The organism is Oceaniradius stylonematis, from assembly GCF_003149475.2.
Taxonomy (GTDB): Bacteria; Pseudomonadota; Alphaproteobacteria; order Rhizobiales; family Rhizobiaceae; genus Roseitalea; species Roseitalea stylonematis.
Window position 1 is genome coordinate 392,596 of the sequence record NZ_QFWV02000008.1, and the last position, 14,782, is coordinate 407,377.

10 protein-coding genes and 1 tRNA gene are annotated in these 14,782 nt (G+C 65.9%); 7 read left to right on the plus strand and 4 right to left on the minus strand.

Annotated elements, in window-relative coordinates; genetic code table 11:
- Nucleotides 1–3 precede the first annotated feature (3 nt).
- The 3 genes from DEM25_RS15110 to DEM25_RS15120 are packed head-to-tail and all read left to right on the plus strand — an operon-like array spanning nt 4 to nt 5,843.
- On the plus strand, nt 4–942 hold the full coding sequence (locus tag DEM25_RS15110) for a DUF58 domain-containing protein (protein ID WP_109768262.1): 939 nt from the start codon (nt 4–6) through the stop codon (nt 940–942).
- Nucleotides 939–3,761: a DUF4159 domain-containing protein gene (locus DEM25_RS15115; RefSeq protein ID WP_109768263.1), complete on the plus strand. Its 2,823-nt coding sequence runs from the start codon at nt 939–941 to the stop codon at nt 3,759–3,761. Before DEM25_RS15110 ends, DEM25_RS15115 begins: the two co-directional genes overlap by 4 nt.
- Nucleotides 3,762–5,843 carry a hypothetical protein gene (locus DEM25_RS15120; RefSeq protein ID WP_109768264.1) on the plus strand — a complete coding sequence of 694 codons (2,082 nt, stop codon included), beginning with the start codon at nt 3,762–3,764 and terminating at the stop codon, nt 5,841–5,843.
- Between the two features lie 13 nt (nt 5,844–5,856).
- Here the strand turns inward: DEM25_RS15120 and DEM25_RS15125 are convergent, their stop codons facing one another.
- Together DEM25_RS15125 and DEM25_RS15130 are read right to left on the minus strand one after the other, a co-directional pair.
- Nucleotides 5,857–6,999 (minus strand): DegT/DnrJ/EryC1/StrS family aminotransferase, encoded by a 1,143-nt coding sequence (locus tag DEM25_RS15125; RefSeq protein ID WP_109768265.1) that lies wholly within the window; start codon nt 6,997–6,999, stop codon nt 5,857–5,859.
- Between the two features lie 152 nt (nt 7,000–7,151).
- Nucleotides 7,152–8,102 (minus strand): Gfo/Idh/MocA family protein, encoded by a 951-nt coding sequence (locus DEM25_RS15130; RefSeq protein WP_109768266.1) that lies wholly within the window; start codon nt 8,100–8,102, stop codon nt 7,152–7,154.
- Between the two features lie 276 nt (nt 8,103–8,378).
- Between DEM25_RS15130 and DEM25_RS15135 the strand changes: the two genes are divergently transcribed.
- Nucleotides 8,379–8,455 (plus strand) — tRNA-Met (locus DEM25_RS15135).
- 146 nt (nt 8,456–8,601) lie between these two features.
- Here DEM25_RS15135 and DEM25_RS15140 read toward each other — a convergent pair.
- Together DEM25_RS15140 and DEM25_RS17650 are read right to left on the minus strand one after the other, a co-directional pair.
- The gene (locus tag DEM25_RS15140; protein ID WP_120222785.1) at nt 8,602–9,546 is read right to left on the minus strand and encodes a hypothetical protein; all 945 of its coding nucleotides are present in this window, start codon (nt 9,544–9,546) and stop codon (nt 8,602–8,604) included.
- A 17-nt stretch (nt 9,547–9,563) separates the two neighbouring features.
- Nucleotides 9,564–10,127 carry a hypothetical protein gene (locus tag DEM25_RS17650; RefSeq protein ID WP_147393337.1) on the minus strand — a complete coding sequence of 188 codons (564 nt, stop codon included), beginning with the start codon at nt 10,125–10,127 and terminating at the stop codon, nt 9,564–9,566.
- Between the two features lie 319 nt (nt 10,128–10,446).
- On the opposite strand from DEM25_RS17650, the gene DEM25_RS15150 reads away from it, so the two are divergent.
- Genes DEM25_RS15150 through DEM25_RS15160 form a run of 3 tightly spaced genes read left to right on the plus strand, consistent with a single transcriptional unit; the run spans nt 10,447 to nt 14,756 of the window.
- On the plus strand, nt 10,447–11,172 hold the full coding sequence (locus DEM25_RS15150; protein WP_109768299.1) for an ABC transporter ATP-binding protein: 726 nt from the start codon (nt 10,447–10,449) through the stop codon (nt 11,170–11,172).
- Nucleotide 11,173: 1 nt separating this feature from the next.
- Entirely contained in the window at nt 11,174–13,540 is a 2,367-nt protein-coding gene (locus DEM25_RS15155; RefSeq protein WP_109768271.1) for an ABC transporter permease, read from the plus strand.
- Between the two features lie 4 nt (nt 13,541–13,544).
- Entirely contained in the window at nt 13,545–14,756 is a 1,212-nt protein-coding gene (locus DEM25_RS15160) for an efflux RND transporter periplasmic adaptor subunit (protein WP_109768272.1), read from the plus strand.
- Nucleotides 14,757–14,782: the final 26 nt, after the last annotated feature.

Below are 14,782 nucleotides of genomic sequence, written 5' to 3' on the forward strand. Positions count from 1 at the left end.
CGCATGGCGACCATCGGACAAAGAAGCGAACGGGCCAGCCAGGCGCACACCCTGCAAAGGGCCCGCCACCGCGCCTCGCTGGTGCCCGATCTTCTGGTCGATGCCCGCCGCATCGCCAACACGGTGATGGCCGGCTGGCACGGACGCCGCCGGCGCGGCATCGGTGAGACCTTCTGGCAGTACCGGCCCTATCAGGCAGGCGAGACGCTGGCCCGCATCGACTGGCGCCGTTCGGCCCGCGACGACCAAACCTATGTCCGCGATCTGGAATGGGAAGCGGCGCACACGGTCTGGATCTGGGTCGACCTGTCACCCTCCATGCTGTTCCAGTCGCGCGGTGCGCGCACATCGAAAGAAGAACGCGCGCTGATCGTCGCCATCGCCATGGCGGACCTCCTATCCCATGCCGGCGAACGCGTCGGCTATCCGGGACTGTTGCGGCCGCGGGCCTCGCGCAACGGCGCCGAGCGGCTCGCCACCGCGCTGATGGGCGATCTTGGCCATCCCAACGATGACTGGCCGCCGCTGACCATGGTGCGCCGCTTTTCCGAGATGCTCATCGTCAGCGACTTCCTGCGCCCGGTCGAAGAGTGCGAAGCCTTTCTCAACGACGTGGCCCAGCACGGACCGCGCCCGCATCTGGTCGAGGTGGCCGACCCGGCCGAAGAGGATTTTCCCTACAAGGGCCGCACCGAGTTCCTCGATCCGGAGACCGGCGAACGTATCACCTCCGGCCGCGCCCAGGACTGGCAGTCCGACTATACCGAATTGCGCGCCGCGCGCCGCGATGCGCTGCGCCAGCGCGCCCATGCGCTCGGCGGCAGTTTCACCGTCAGCCGCACCGACCGGCTGGCCTCGGAGACGCTGGTGCGCCTGCACGGCCTGATGACCGGCAATCCCGAAGAAGTCGCCGCGACCGACGCACCAGGTGATTCGCCATGATCGGTGCGATCGGCTTCACCTTTCCCGCTGTGCTCGCCGCATTGGCGCTGCTGCCGCTGATCTGGTGGCTGCTGCGGCTGATCCCGCCGCGCCCGCAGACCGAACTGTTCCCGCCTCTCAGGATCCTTGCGCGCCTCGTCAAGAAAGAGGAGACGCCGGCCAAGAGCCCCTGGTGGCTGACGGCGCTGCGCCTTGGTTTGACCGCGCTCGTCATCCTCGCGCTCGCCCGACCGATCCTGAACCCGCAGAGCGAACTGGCTTCGGGCGACGGCCCGTTGCTGATCCTCATCGACAATGACTGGTCCGCGGCCCCCGACTGGGACGATCGGGTCCGGACGGCGCAGGCGCTCATCGCCCAGGCCGGCGATCAGGGCCGCCCGGTGGCCTTGGCCCCGACGGTGGCCGGACCGGCAGCGACCGTTCAGCTCACCGACGCGGGCGCCGCCGCCGACATGCTGGGCGCGATCGAGCCGATTGCCGGACGCGCCGACCGCGACGCGACATTGGCGCGGCTGCTGGCCGCCACAGAGACCGCCGACGCGCCGCCGGTCCTCGCCATGATCGACACCGGGCTCGCCGAACCGGACGGCGAAGCGCTGAACGACCGGCTCGCCGGTGCCGGCCTGGATGGCCTGTTGCGCTTTTCAGCCACCGACCGGGACCTCGTTGCGATCACCGCCGCCGACAACCGCACCGACGGTTTCGCCTTGAGCCTTGCGCGCACGCCGGCAGCCGCCGAAACCGCGAGCGTTGCACTCTACGACAGCCGCGAGCGGCTTCTGGGCCGGGGCGAAACCACGTTCGAAGCCGGTGCCGCCGAAACCATTATCACCTTCGACATCCCGTTCGAGCTGCGCAACGACATCGCCACGGCGCGGATCGACGGCGCGCCCCATGCCGGCGCGGCGTTCCTTCTGGACGAGAACAATCGCCGCCGCCGCGTCGCGCTTCTGACCGGTCTTGCCGGCGACGAGGCGCAGCCGCTGCTGTCGCCGCTTTTCTACATTTCGCGGGCACTCGCCCCGTTTGCCGACCTGATCGAGCCGCGCACCGGCGATCTGAGCGTCGACGTTCCCGAGATGATCGACCAGGGCCCGGCGATGATCGTCATGGCCGATATCGGCGTTCTGCCTGCGGCGGCCGCCGACCGGATCGATGAATGGCTGGCCGCCGGCGGAACGCTTGTCCGCTTCGCGGGTCCGCGCCTTGCCGCCTCGGCCCAAGACGATCCCTACCTGCCCGTGACGCTCCGAGCCGGCGAGCGCGCCCTTGGCGGAGCCCTCTCGTGGAGCGAGCCGCAGGCGGTCGCCGCCTTTGCCGCCGAAAGCCCGTTCGCCGGGCTCGAAGCGCCGCGCGATGTGACCGTGACACGCCAGATCCTTGCCCAGCCCGATGCCGACCTCGCCGACCGCACATGGGCGAGCCTCGCCGACGGCACGCCGCTTGTCACCGGCGTCCGGCGCGGCGAGGGTGCGATCGTCCTGTTCCATGTCACCGCCGAGGCGACCTGGTCGAACCTGCCGATCAGCGGCACCTTCGTCGACATGCTCCGGCGGATCACCGATTTCGCGCGCAACACTGAACCGGGTCAGGCGCCGGTGACCGCTGCGGCCGAGAGCACGGCCGCCCTGCCCCCGCTGCGCATCCTGCGCGCCGACGGCACGCTCGCCATTCCGCCCGCCCATGTCCGCCCGCTCGACGCCGAAGCCGACGCCCGGCCCGGTTTCGAGAACCCCGCGGGCCTTTACGGCACGCCTGAGGGTTTCGTTGCACGCAACGTGCTTGCCCGCGACGAGACGCTGACGGCGTTTGCACCCGCGCCACCCGGCCTGGACGTGGCCGAGCAATCGCTGGTCGCCGAGGACGAGGCCGATTTGAGCGGCTGGCTGTTCCTCGCCGCCTTCGTCCTGCTGATCGCCGACACGCTCGCGGTCCTGTGGATCAATGGCCGCCTGTCGTTCGGCACCGCGCCGCGCCGGCGCGCGCCGGCAAGCGCCGCCATCGCGCTTGCCGCCGGCCTCGTCGTCATATTCGGCGCCGGCACGTCGCGGGCCGACGACACGCGGCCCGGCGACGATCTGATTCTCGATGCGCTGGAGACGACCCGCATCGCCTATGTGCTGACAGGCGACCGGACCGTCGACGAGACGACCCGCGCCGGCATTGACGGGCTGACCCGCTTTCTGGCCTCGCGCACGGCATTCGAGCCCGGCGCGCCGGTCGGCCTCGATATCGAGGCGGACGAACTGGCCTTCTATCCGCTGATCTATTTTCCGATGAGCGCGCAAGGCGACATGCCGTCCGAAACCGCCGTGGCGCGGCTCGACGCCTACATGCAGAACGGCGGCACCATCCTGTTCGACACGCGCGACCAGCTCACCGGATCGTTCACCGACGGCGCGACACCCGAAACAGAACGGCTGCGCGACATTCTCGGCGGCCTCAACGTGCCGCCGCTCGAGCCCGTCCCGCCCGACCATGTGCTGACCAAGGCGTTCTACATCCTCGACAATTTCCCCGGCCGCTATGCCGGCTCGCCGCTCTGGGTCGAGGCGTCGGCGCTCGATGACGGACGCGCAGACCGCCCCGTGCGCACCGGCGACGGCGTCACGCCGATCATGATCACCGGCAACGATCTGGCCGCCGCATGGGCACTCGACGATGCCGGCCGGCCGCTGCACGCCATCGCCACGGGCGATCCGCTGCAGCGCATCTATGCGTTCCGGTCGGGGGTCAACATCATGATGTACATGCTGACCGGCAATTACAAAGCCGATCAGGTGCACATTCCCGCCCTTCTCGAAAGGCTGGGGCAGTAGATGGAAACCAACACGCTTTCGCTGACCTTCGAGCCGTTCCTCGCCTGGCCGCTGATCGCCGTGGCGGCGCTGCTGGCGGCGGCGCTTTGCGCGACGATCATCGTCATGGGCCTGCGCGGCGCGTGGCTGCGGACGCTCGCCGCCGCCTGCCTTGTCCTCGCGCTCGCCAATCCCGTGATCCTCAACGAGGAGCGCGCCGCGCTGCCGACGACGGTCGCCATGGTGCTCGACACCTCGCAAAGCCAGCGGCTCGGCGAGCGGCTCGACCAGACAGATGCGGCAGCAAGCGAGCTCGAACGGGCATTCGAACGGTTCGGCCAATTCGATCTGCGCATCGTCGAGACCGGCGCGGCGGCGACGGGAACGGCCACCGAAACCCGCCTGTTCGACGCGCTGCGTTCGGCCCTGCGCGACGTGCCGCCCGCGCAGGTCGGCGGTGCCGTGATGATCACGGACGGCCAGATCCACGATCTTCCCGAGACGCTCGCCGAACTGGGGTTCGATGCGCCGGTTCACGGGCTGATCACCGGGCGCGACGATGAGTTCGACCGCAAGATCGAACTGGTCGAAGCGCCGCGCTTTGCCATCGTCGGCACGCCGGTCGAGATGAGCTACCGCGTCACCGATCAGGGCGCGATGCCCGCCGCCGGCCAGGTGGTCAATGTCGAACTTTTCCTCAACGGCGAACTGCATGCGACGGCGCAGGCGGTGCCCGGACAGGTCTATCCGATCGACATCGAGCTGGACCGGGGCGGCGCCAACATCGTCGAATTGCGCGTCGCCGAACTGGACGGCGAACTGACCGGTAACAACAACCGCGCCATCATGCGCATGGAGGGCATTCGCGAGAACCTGCGCGTGCTTCTGGTTTCGGGCGAACCCCATTCGGGCGAACGCACCTGGCGCAATCTCTTGAAGTCCGACGCCTCGGTCGATCTGGTCCACTTCACCATTCTGCGCCCGCCCGAAAAGCAGGACGGCACGCCGATCAACGAACTGTCGCTGATCGCCTTTCCGACGCGCGAACTGTTCGTCGAAAGGATCGACGATTTCGACCTGATCATCTTCGACCGCTACCAGAACCGCAACGTGCTGCCGACGCTCTACTACGATTTCATCGCCCAATATGTGCGTGGCGGCGGCGCGCTGCTCGTTGCCTCGGGCCCCGAATATGCGGGCCCGAACTCGGTCGCCCGCACGCCGCTCGTCAGCGCGCTGCCCGCCGCGCCGACCGGCGGTGTCGTCCAGGCGGGGTTCTATCCGAGGCTGACCGACGACGGCGCGCGCCACCCTGTGACCCGCGATCTGGAAGGCGCCGGCAGCGAGCCGCCGCAATGGGGCCGTTGGTTCCGCAATGTCGGCGTCACCGACATCGAGGGTACCACGGTGATGCAGGCCGGCGGCGACGCGCCGCTTCTGGTGCTCAACACTTACGAGGAAGGCCGCGTCGGGCTGATGCTGTCGGACCATGGCTGGCTGTGGGCGCGCGGCTTCGAGGGTGGCGGCCCCCATGTCGGCCTTTACCGGCGCCTCGCCCACTGGCTGATGAAGGAACCCGAACTGGAAGAGGAGGCGCTGACGGCGACCTCCGAGGGCGACCGCCTCTCCATCCGCCGCCAGACCATGGCCGAGACCGCCGGGCCGGTGACCGTGACCACGCCATCGGGCGATGTGCTGACGCTCGATCTGGTCGAGCGCGCACCGGGCCTGTTTGAAGCGGAACTGCAGACCGACGAGATCGGCCTTTTCAACCTGGAAGATGGCGACCTGACTGCGCTGGCCCATGTCGGCCGCACCGATGCGCCCGAGTTCCGCGACATGATCTCGACCGTCGAACCGCTGGCCGAAGCCGTGCGCGAATCGGGCGGAACTGTCCGGCGCCTTGGCAACGATATCGACGTGCCGTCCATCCTGCCCGTGCGCTCGACCGCCGATGCCAGCGGCCGCGACTTCATGGGGTTCAGGACCTCGGCGGAAACCGAACTGCGCGGCGTCGGCCGTCAGGCGCTGTTCGGCGGGTTTCTCGGGCTCGGGCTGATGATCCTCGTCATCGCCTCGATGTGGTACCGCGAAGGCCGGTAGGTTCTAGTTCGCCCTACTCGGCCGCCACCGGCAACGCGTCGCGGCCGGCAAAGGCGCGGATTTCGGCAATCACGCGGTCCTGATCGGCTTCGCTCAGATAAGGGTGCATCGGCAGGCACAGGATCGTCGCGGGCTTGGCCTCGGTGACCGGCAGCCCGCCCGGCGCAACCGGAAAACGGTCATAGGCGGCCTGCTGATGCAGCGGCTTGACGTAATAGACGACCGAGGGGATCTGCTTGTCGGCCAGATGCGCCTTAAGCGCATCGCGCTCGCTGCTCTCGATGGCATATTGCGCCCAGGCCGAGCGCATGCCGTCGGGATTGCGCGCGGTCTTCACCACATCCTTCAGCCCATCATGATAGCGCTGCGCCACGCGCTGGCGCGCTTCCATCTCGTCTTCGAGAATGTCCAGTTTGAGGTTCAGGATCGCCGCCTGGATCGTGTCCAGCCGCGAGGTCAGGCCGATCCGCACATTGTCGTACTGGTTTTCGCCCTTGCCGTGGAAGGCGACCGACCGCATCACCTCGGCCAGATCGTCATCGTCGGTCATCACCGCGCCGCCATCGCCGTAACAGCCCAGCGGCTTGGCCGGATAAAAGCTGGTGGTCGCCACATCGCCGAAGGCGCCGCAGAACGCGCCATCCTTCTTGGCGCCCGCCGCCTGGGCGGCATCGGAAATCACCTTGAGCCCGTGCGCCCGCGCAACCGGCATGATCGCGTCATAATCGGCCACCATGCCGAACAAATCGACCGGAATGACCGCGCGCGGCGTCAGCCGGCCTTCGGCCTCGATCATCGCGATCGCGCTTTCCAGCGACCGAACATCCATCAGGTAGGTTTCCGGATCGATGTCGACGAAGACAGGCTCGGCGCCCAGAAGCGCTACCACTTCGGCGGTCGACGCGAAGGTGAAGGAGGGCACGAACACCGCGTCGCCGGGACCCACACCCCACGCCATCAGCGGGATCTGCAGCGCGTCCGTGCCACTGGCGCAGCCGATCACATGCTTGACGCCCAGATAGTCGGCGAACCGTTTTTCGAACTCGGCGACCTGCGGCCCAAGAATGTAGGCGCCGCCATGCACCGCCGTGCTGACGGCCTCGTCCAGCGCCGAGCCCAAACGTGTGCGCTGCGCTGCCAAATCGATAAACTGCATCCGAACCCCATGCCCCCGGGACAATTGTTGTTGTGAACGCGCCCCGTTCAGCCCTAGCCTGACCTATCGCCACCGCCCATTGAAATAAAGTATACGTCCGGTCACACATGCGCCCGGCCTGTAACCGGCGGTGATCGCTTGGTTTTCCGGGCTCACGGCGCCGTCGAGAGGATGCGGACCACGTCGAGCCCCTGCATGCCTGACGAGAGCGGCGTCGCGCCGGTGCGCACGCAATCGAGGAAATGGACCAACTCGTCGGTCAGCGCCATGCCGGGCTCGACGGCGACAGGCTGCGCCTCGCCCTTGTCCTGCTGCCAGCGCCCATCGTCGCCGCGCCGCACCGTGTGGGGCACCAGATGCAGCTTGTCGGGCCAGTCGGCCAGATCGTCCCAGACCAGCGTACCGGTTTCCCCCGTCGCCGCAAAGCGCCGCTCGCCATAGGCGGAATGGCGCGAAACGAAGATGTGCGCCGTCGGTCCGCCGGCGAAATCGAGGTGCACATGGGCCATGTCCGTCTGACCGCCGGTGACCGACACGGGCCGCACATCGACCGACCGCGGCGCCCCCTCGGCCAGGCTGAGCACCAGCGACAGGTCGTGCGGCGCGAGATCCCACAGCGCGTCGAACCGGTCATAGAATTTGCCGAAGCCGAGCCGGTGGCTCTGAATGTGCCGGACCTTGCCGATCCGGCCGGCTTCGATTGCCCCGACCAGCGCACGGAACGCGTTGTGATAGCGCAGGACATGACCGACCATCAGCACCCGGCCGCAATCGCGCGCGGCGGCGACCATCTTCTCGGCATCGGCGACGGTCAGCGCGATCGGCTTTTCGACCAGCACATGCTTGCCCGCCTCCAGCGCCGCACAGGCAAGCGCGGCATTTTCTTCGGCCGGCAGCGCCAGAACCAGCGCTTTCACCGCCCTGTCGGCGACGAGCGCCTCGACCGGAGCCGCATGCGCGCCGTGCTCTTGGGCAAGCGCTGCCGCGCGCTCCGGATGCCGGTCGGCGACGGCGGCGAGCGCGCCCAGCCCGGCCAGCGTTCGCACATGGTTTCGGCCCCATTGGCCGCAGCCGATGACGGCGACGGATTGTTGGTCTGACACGAGTGGCGGAACTCCTGATCGCGAAACTGGCGCGGTGGTAGCGGCGCCGGTGCGCCGGCGCAAGCCGCATGATCTGCGAACCTGCGCGCAAGACGTCGGGCGGGGCCGGCGCCTCCGGTCGCCGATTGCGCCCCGTGACCGCCTTTGCGGCAAGCGATTGTGCGCCCCCCGAACGGCACCGGAAACCGGCACAAAAACCCAGGGCCTGCTCGCTTGACAGCGCAAAGGCCCGGCCCTTATATCCGCCACGCTTCAGATGGGCACAAGCGCCCCTTTGGCGGAGTAGCTCAGTCGGTTAGAGCAGTGGAATCATAATCCATGTGTCGGGGGTTCGAGTCCCTCCTCCGCTACCATCAATCCACACATCCGTTTGACACCGTCTGGATAGGCGCGTTCGCCAAGGATCGTGTGGCGCGCCCGCAGCTTCTGGAAATTTTGCCCTTGGCATTTGGACACCAACTCGAGGCGCCCGCTCCACACGCTGCATGGATAGCCCCACCTATTGACCGTCCTCGAACCGCTCGATGCGCTCAAACCGCGTCGTGAAGCCGGGGTCTCGGAGCGAGCCCGACAATGTCAGGCTCTGTTCTTCGAAACAGTCCGGCCCATCAGGGGTCCGGAACAGGGTCGCGTCGAACCTCACGCGATCGCCACGGGACAGCTGCGCAAGCCGATCGAACATGGGATTGGTTGGCTCGATGAGCGTCGCGTCGAACGTATCGGAGAACGCGTTGTTCCAGGTCTTCAAGACCGCATCGCCACCAATCGCGACGCCCAGCACACCCTTGCCCTCGCCGTTCGTCGTCAGCGTCCGGATCGTCCCGGTCCAGCCCCGAACCGCGGAGCCGGAAACCACCGCGCACATGGCCGCCTTTCGATCCCGGCGCGCAGCGCCCCTTTGGAGGTCGTTCTCGGCTTCACGTGCGGTCGCGGCGGCAGCCGTGACAGCCTCGACGAACCTGCGTTGATCGTCAGGCACCGAATAGAAGGCATCACGTTCAGCCGCCTGGGCCACTTCGATCTCGGCCTGGCGTGCGGCTTCTGCTTCCTGTTGGGCACGCGCGGCCGCTGCCGCCTCGGCCGCCTCGGCGGCCTCCTGATCCCGGCGTGCCTGGTCGGCGGCTTCGCTTTCGGCCCGACGCGCCGCCTCGGCCTGACGCTCGGCCAGAACGGCGGCCCATTGAGCCGGATCGTCAATGCCGGCATCTCGTGCCGCTCTGTAGCTTGCCGCATCTGCAAAACCGGCCTCCAGGGCCAGCTGACTGTCCTGGTTGCCGATCAAAAACCCGAACGCGCCGAACGACACGATCATTGCAAGAAGGGCGAGCAGAAACCGGGATCGGAACGCCTTCTTGCGCTCTTTCCTGACAAACAGCCAACGCAGCAAAAACCAAACCGTCGCAAGCAATGCGACCAGCACAATCAACGCCAAAGCAATATCCATGGTCGTCCCATCCCAAATCAGCCAAGTACATCAGACAGCAGCGCCCATCGAACGTCAATTGGTCCGACCAGGTCAGCTTCTACGTCCGATGTCACATCTGCGGCGTGCCGGCCGGAAGCAGCTGAATGCCGCAATTGACGCTGCCGCGGGACGTGCAACGAAGCTTGTGCGCCAGATCGCGGTGCATGCATCCGTGATTGCGGCCAAAACGGGTTATCATGGGCTCCAGATCGATCTCGGCGGAGTGATAGCAGGACGGATCGCGATAGACGGTCACGGTTTCGACCAGCACCGGTGTTTGCTTCTGCGCATTCCTGATCGCCTGAACGGATGCCTGCCGCCAATGCGCGCTGCAGGTTTTCGAGCAGCTCTTCATGACGTTTCAGGATGGCGGGATGCGGTGATACGACCTGCAAGGCGCGTCGGACCTTCTCCGGTTCTGCAAGAACCGCCTCGCGTTCATGAAAGAGATCCGTCGAGCGGAAACCGATCGCGTACGGATCGCCAATACCGTTGGCGAGGCGATCGATCAGCCGGTCGATCTCGCGCTTGAGCTGATCGGAAGGGCGTTCAAACCGCATTCGATTGGCACCGGCCTCGGCCGGCGGTGGCGGTGCATGGCGGAGATTGGCCGACGCGCAATTGCTCGCCGCCCCGGCAAGACATCATCGCCGCAAGGCGGCGCATTTCAGCCGATGTCTGGAAATCGCGAAACGGATGGGGCCCGCTCAGGTCCCATTGCCGCGACATGCGCTCGGCAACGGTGTCTTCCGACACAGTCGGCCGGTGATTGCTCCGCATTTTCGGGTGCCCGGAATGCGGCGATGGAGACATTGCCCGCGCCGTGGCGAATTGACATCCGTCAAGGAAGGCAGCGCGCCCTTGCTTTACCTTGCCATCATGTCACCCAGCCACCACGGCACCGAGCCTGTTTTTGACGTTACCGGGGTCACCAAGGTCTACACGTCGGGCGAGGTCGAGGTGCGTGCACTCGCCGGCATCGATCTCCAGCTCTTTGCGGGTGAGATCGCCGTCCTTCTGGGACCGTCCGGCAGCGGCAAGTCGACACTGCTGAACATAATCGGCGGTCTGGACCGCGCCACCTCGGGATCGGTTCTGTTCAACGGCCGCGACCTGACCGACTTCAGCGATCGCCAACTGACCCGCTTTCGCCGAGATCACATCGGCTTCGTGTTCCAGTTCTACAATCTCATCCCGAGCCTGACGGCCTGGGAGAACGTCTCTCTGGTCACCGAGGTCGCGCGTGATCCGATGACGCCCGACGAAGCGCTGGCCATGGTGAACTTGACAGATCGAATGTCGCATTTTCCCGCGCAGCTGTCGGGAGGAGAGCAGCAGCGCGTGGCAATAGCGCGCGCGATTGCCAAACGCCCCGAAGTGCTCCTTTGCGACGAGCCGACCGGCGCGCTGGATTCAAAGACCGGCGTGATCGTCCTCGAAGCGCTCACCCGGATCAACACCGAATTCGGCACGACCACCGCGATCATCACCCACAATGCCGGGATCCAGCAGATCGCCCACCGCGTCTTCCAGTTCCTCGACGGACGCATTGCATCAATGCATGTCAACGAAGCACGGATTGCGGCGACGGAGGTCGAATGGTGAAATGCTGAGCGCACTCGACCGCAAACTCGTCCGCGACCTGACGCGCCTCTGGGCGCAGGTGCTTGCGGTCGGGCTCGTCATTGCCTGCGGCGTCATGACGATTGTGCTGTTCGTCGGTGCGACCCGGTCACTCGATGAGACCCGGTCCGCCTTCTACGAACGCTACCGGTTCGCGAGCGTTTTCGCGTCGGCCAATCGCGCACCGGAGCGGCTCAAGCGTGATCTGGCCGCCATAGAAGGGGTAGCGGCCGTTGAAACGCGGATCGTCAAGGATCTGATTCTCGATATTGACGGCATGATAGAGCCGGCCGCCGGCATCGCCGTGTCGCTGCCGGACGCAGGCGAGGCACGCGTCAACAGGCTTTACCTGCGTCAGGGCAGGCTGCCGGAACCGGACCGGTCTGACGAAGTCGCGGTGGTCGAGACATTTGCATCCGCGCACGGCTTCCGCCCGGGTGACCGCTTCCGCGCCCAGATAAACGGCAAGAGCCGGGAGCTGACGATAACGGGCGTCGTTCTGTCGCCTGAGTTCATCTACGCGATCGGGCCCGGAGACATGGTTCCCGACCAGCGCCGATACGGAATCTTGTTCATGCCGCGCAAGACGCTTGCCGCCGCATTCGACATGACCGGATCGTTCAACAGCGCGGTCCTGACAACATTGCGCAATGCCGATGTCGAGGTCATCACGGAAGCCGTTGACGACCTGCTTCGGCACTATGGCGGCACCGGTGCGTATGGACGCGAAGACCAGACGTCGCATGCCTTTCTCGATGCCGAATTGACGCAGCTCGAGGCCATGGCGGGCGTCATTCCGCCGATTTTCCTGTTTGTTTCCGCCTTCCTGGTCAACATGATCCTGTCGCGCCTGATCGCCCTGGAACGCGAACAAATCGGCCTGCTCAAGGCAAGCGGCTACACAAGTGTCGGCGTTGCCTGGCACTACGCGAAGATGGTGCTCGCCATCGTCCTCGTCGGGCTCGTGATCGGCAGTGTCGCGGGCGCATGGCTGGGCGGATCGCTGGCGCGCCTCTACGCCCAGTTCTTCTCGTTTCCGTTCCTTGTCTTTGCCGGCAGCGCCGATCTCTATGTCATTGCGGCCGTCGTATCGGTGATCGCGGCGCTCGCCGGCGCTGCGAGCGCCATACGAACCGTTGTCGCCTTGCCGCCTGCAGTCGCAATGCGGCCGCCGGCGCCGGCGAACTACAGGAGCCTCGGTCTCGATCTTGGCATTCTGCATTCCGTTTTTTCACAGCTGACGACGATGGCGCTGCGCCACCTGTGGCGGAACCCGGTGCGCACCGGCCTCACCGCGTTGGGTACATCGTTCTCGGTGGCACTGCTTGTGACGGCGCTGTTTTCATTCGACTCCATTGACCACATGATCGACCAGATCTTCTTCCAGACCTCGCGCGAGGACGCGGTCATTGCTTTCGCCGGCGACCGGCACCCCGATGCCTTGCGTGCGGTGCGCCGCATGCCGGGCATTCTTGCCGCCGAGCCCTACCGGCAGGTACCCGTCACGATGTCCAACCGCCACATCGAAGAGCGGCTGGTCCTCGAGGGCCTGCCGTCGATGACGGATCTGACGCGTGTGCTGGACCGGGATCAGCTTCCGCTTGCCCTTCCGTCGAACGGAATCGTGCTCTCTGATCGCGTCGCCGAGCGGCTTGACCTGCGGGTGGGCGACCTCGCGTCCATCGAGGTCATGCAGCAAGATGACAGGATCGTCCACGTTCCCGTCGCCGGTACGATCCAGAGCCTCGTCGGTCTGACCGCATATATGGACCTCGAAGCCTTGAACAGGCTTGTGCGCGACGGCGACCGCATCAGCGGCGCCCGCGTCAAGCTCGATGCAGACCGGCTCGGCCAGACCTACGCGGCAGTCAAGGAAACACCCGGCATTTCCTCGATCGCACTGACCAACCTGTCGCGCGCGAATTTCCGCGCGACCATCGAAGAGAACATCGTCATCAGTATCACCATCTATACCGTGCTCGCGGTGATCATCACCTTCGGCGTGATCTACAACTCCGCACGTATCCAGCTTTCCGAACGCGGCAGGGAGCTTGCCAGCCTCAGGGTCTTTGGCTTCACGCGCGGCGAAGTCTCCTCGATTCTGATGATCGAACTGGGGGTCGTTGTCCTCTTTGCCCAGCCTCTCGGCTGGGCGCTCGGATACGGCTTCGCATGGTCGGTAGCGCAGGGATTTGAAAGCGATCTCTACAGGATTCCATTGGTGGTGGAGCAGTCGACCTATACGACCGCGAGCCTGGTCGTGACCGCAGCGGCCGTCGTCTCTGCGCTGGCCGTGCGCAGGCGCATCGATCGTCTCGACCTTATCGAAGTACTCAAGACACGGGAATAGTCTGATGAAAGGCACCTGGTCGAAATGGTTGTTTGGTCTTATCGTGATCGGCGTGATCGCTTACGGTGCGTTCCTTTCGCTGCGCGAGCGACCGGTGCTCGTCGATCTGGGGCAGGTCACCCGCGGACAGATGGTCGTCTTCGTTGACGAGGAAGGCGTAACCAGGGTGCGGGACGTTTATGCCGTCTCGTCCACGCTTGCCGGACATCTCGACCGCATCGATCTTGAGGAAGGCGATCTTGTCTCAAAGGGTGACGTCATCGCCACGATCCACCCGCTCGCTCCGCCGTTCATCGACGAGCGCACCAGAACCGAACTCGAGGCCGCGATCGAAGCCTCACGCGCCGCCGTGGCGCTGGCCAATGTCGAACATGCGCGCGCGCAGACCGCACTCCGGCTGGCGCAATCCGCATACGATCGTGCGTCACAACTCGCCAAGACGAGAATCGTCTCCGACAGCGATCTTGAGCGGGCCTATGGCGAACTCCAGATCAAGCAGGCCGAGGTTGAGAGCGCAATGGCGGGCATCAACCTGCGCCTGGCAGAGCTTGCCAGCGCCCAGGCCCGCCTCGCCCAGCCGGTCGACATGGCCGGAACCGGTGAAAACGGCCGATGCTGCGTCTCATTGCTCGCACCGATCGACGGCGTCACGCTTGCCATCAAGGTTCGCAGCGAACAGGCGGTCGCGGTTGGCACTGTCGTGGCCGAATTCGGGCGCCCCGACAATCTCGAGATCGCCGTCGATCTGCTGTCTTCAGATGCCGTTCGCATCGGTCCGGGCACCGAGGCCGTCATTTCGGACTGGGGTGGCGACCAGGACCTGCATGCCACCGTCCGGAAGATCGAGCCGGCCGCGTTCACGCAAGTGTCGGCGCTGGGCATTGAGGAACAGCGTGTCAATGCGGTTCTCGACATCGACGAGGTACCGGAAGGACTTGGCCATGGCTACCGCATCGTGGCGCGGCTTGCCCTCTGGCGGGGCGAAGACGTGCTTCAGGTTCCCATCAGCGCACTGTACCGTGACCAGGGCGAATGGGCGGTCTTCGTCGCCGAGAACGGGCGCGCGCGTATCAGGAGCGTTGAACTTGGACATCTGAACGATAGCGCTGCCCAGGTCTTGTCGGGACTGTCGGAGGGAGACGCGGTTATCCTGTTTCCGAGCGATGTATTGGCCGACGGCCGCGTGATTGCCGACCGGGCAAGCGAAGGCCGCTGACAACCGAGGGCGGCCTTGCGCGTTTG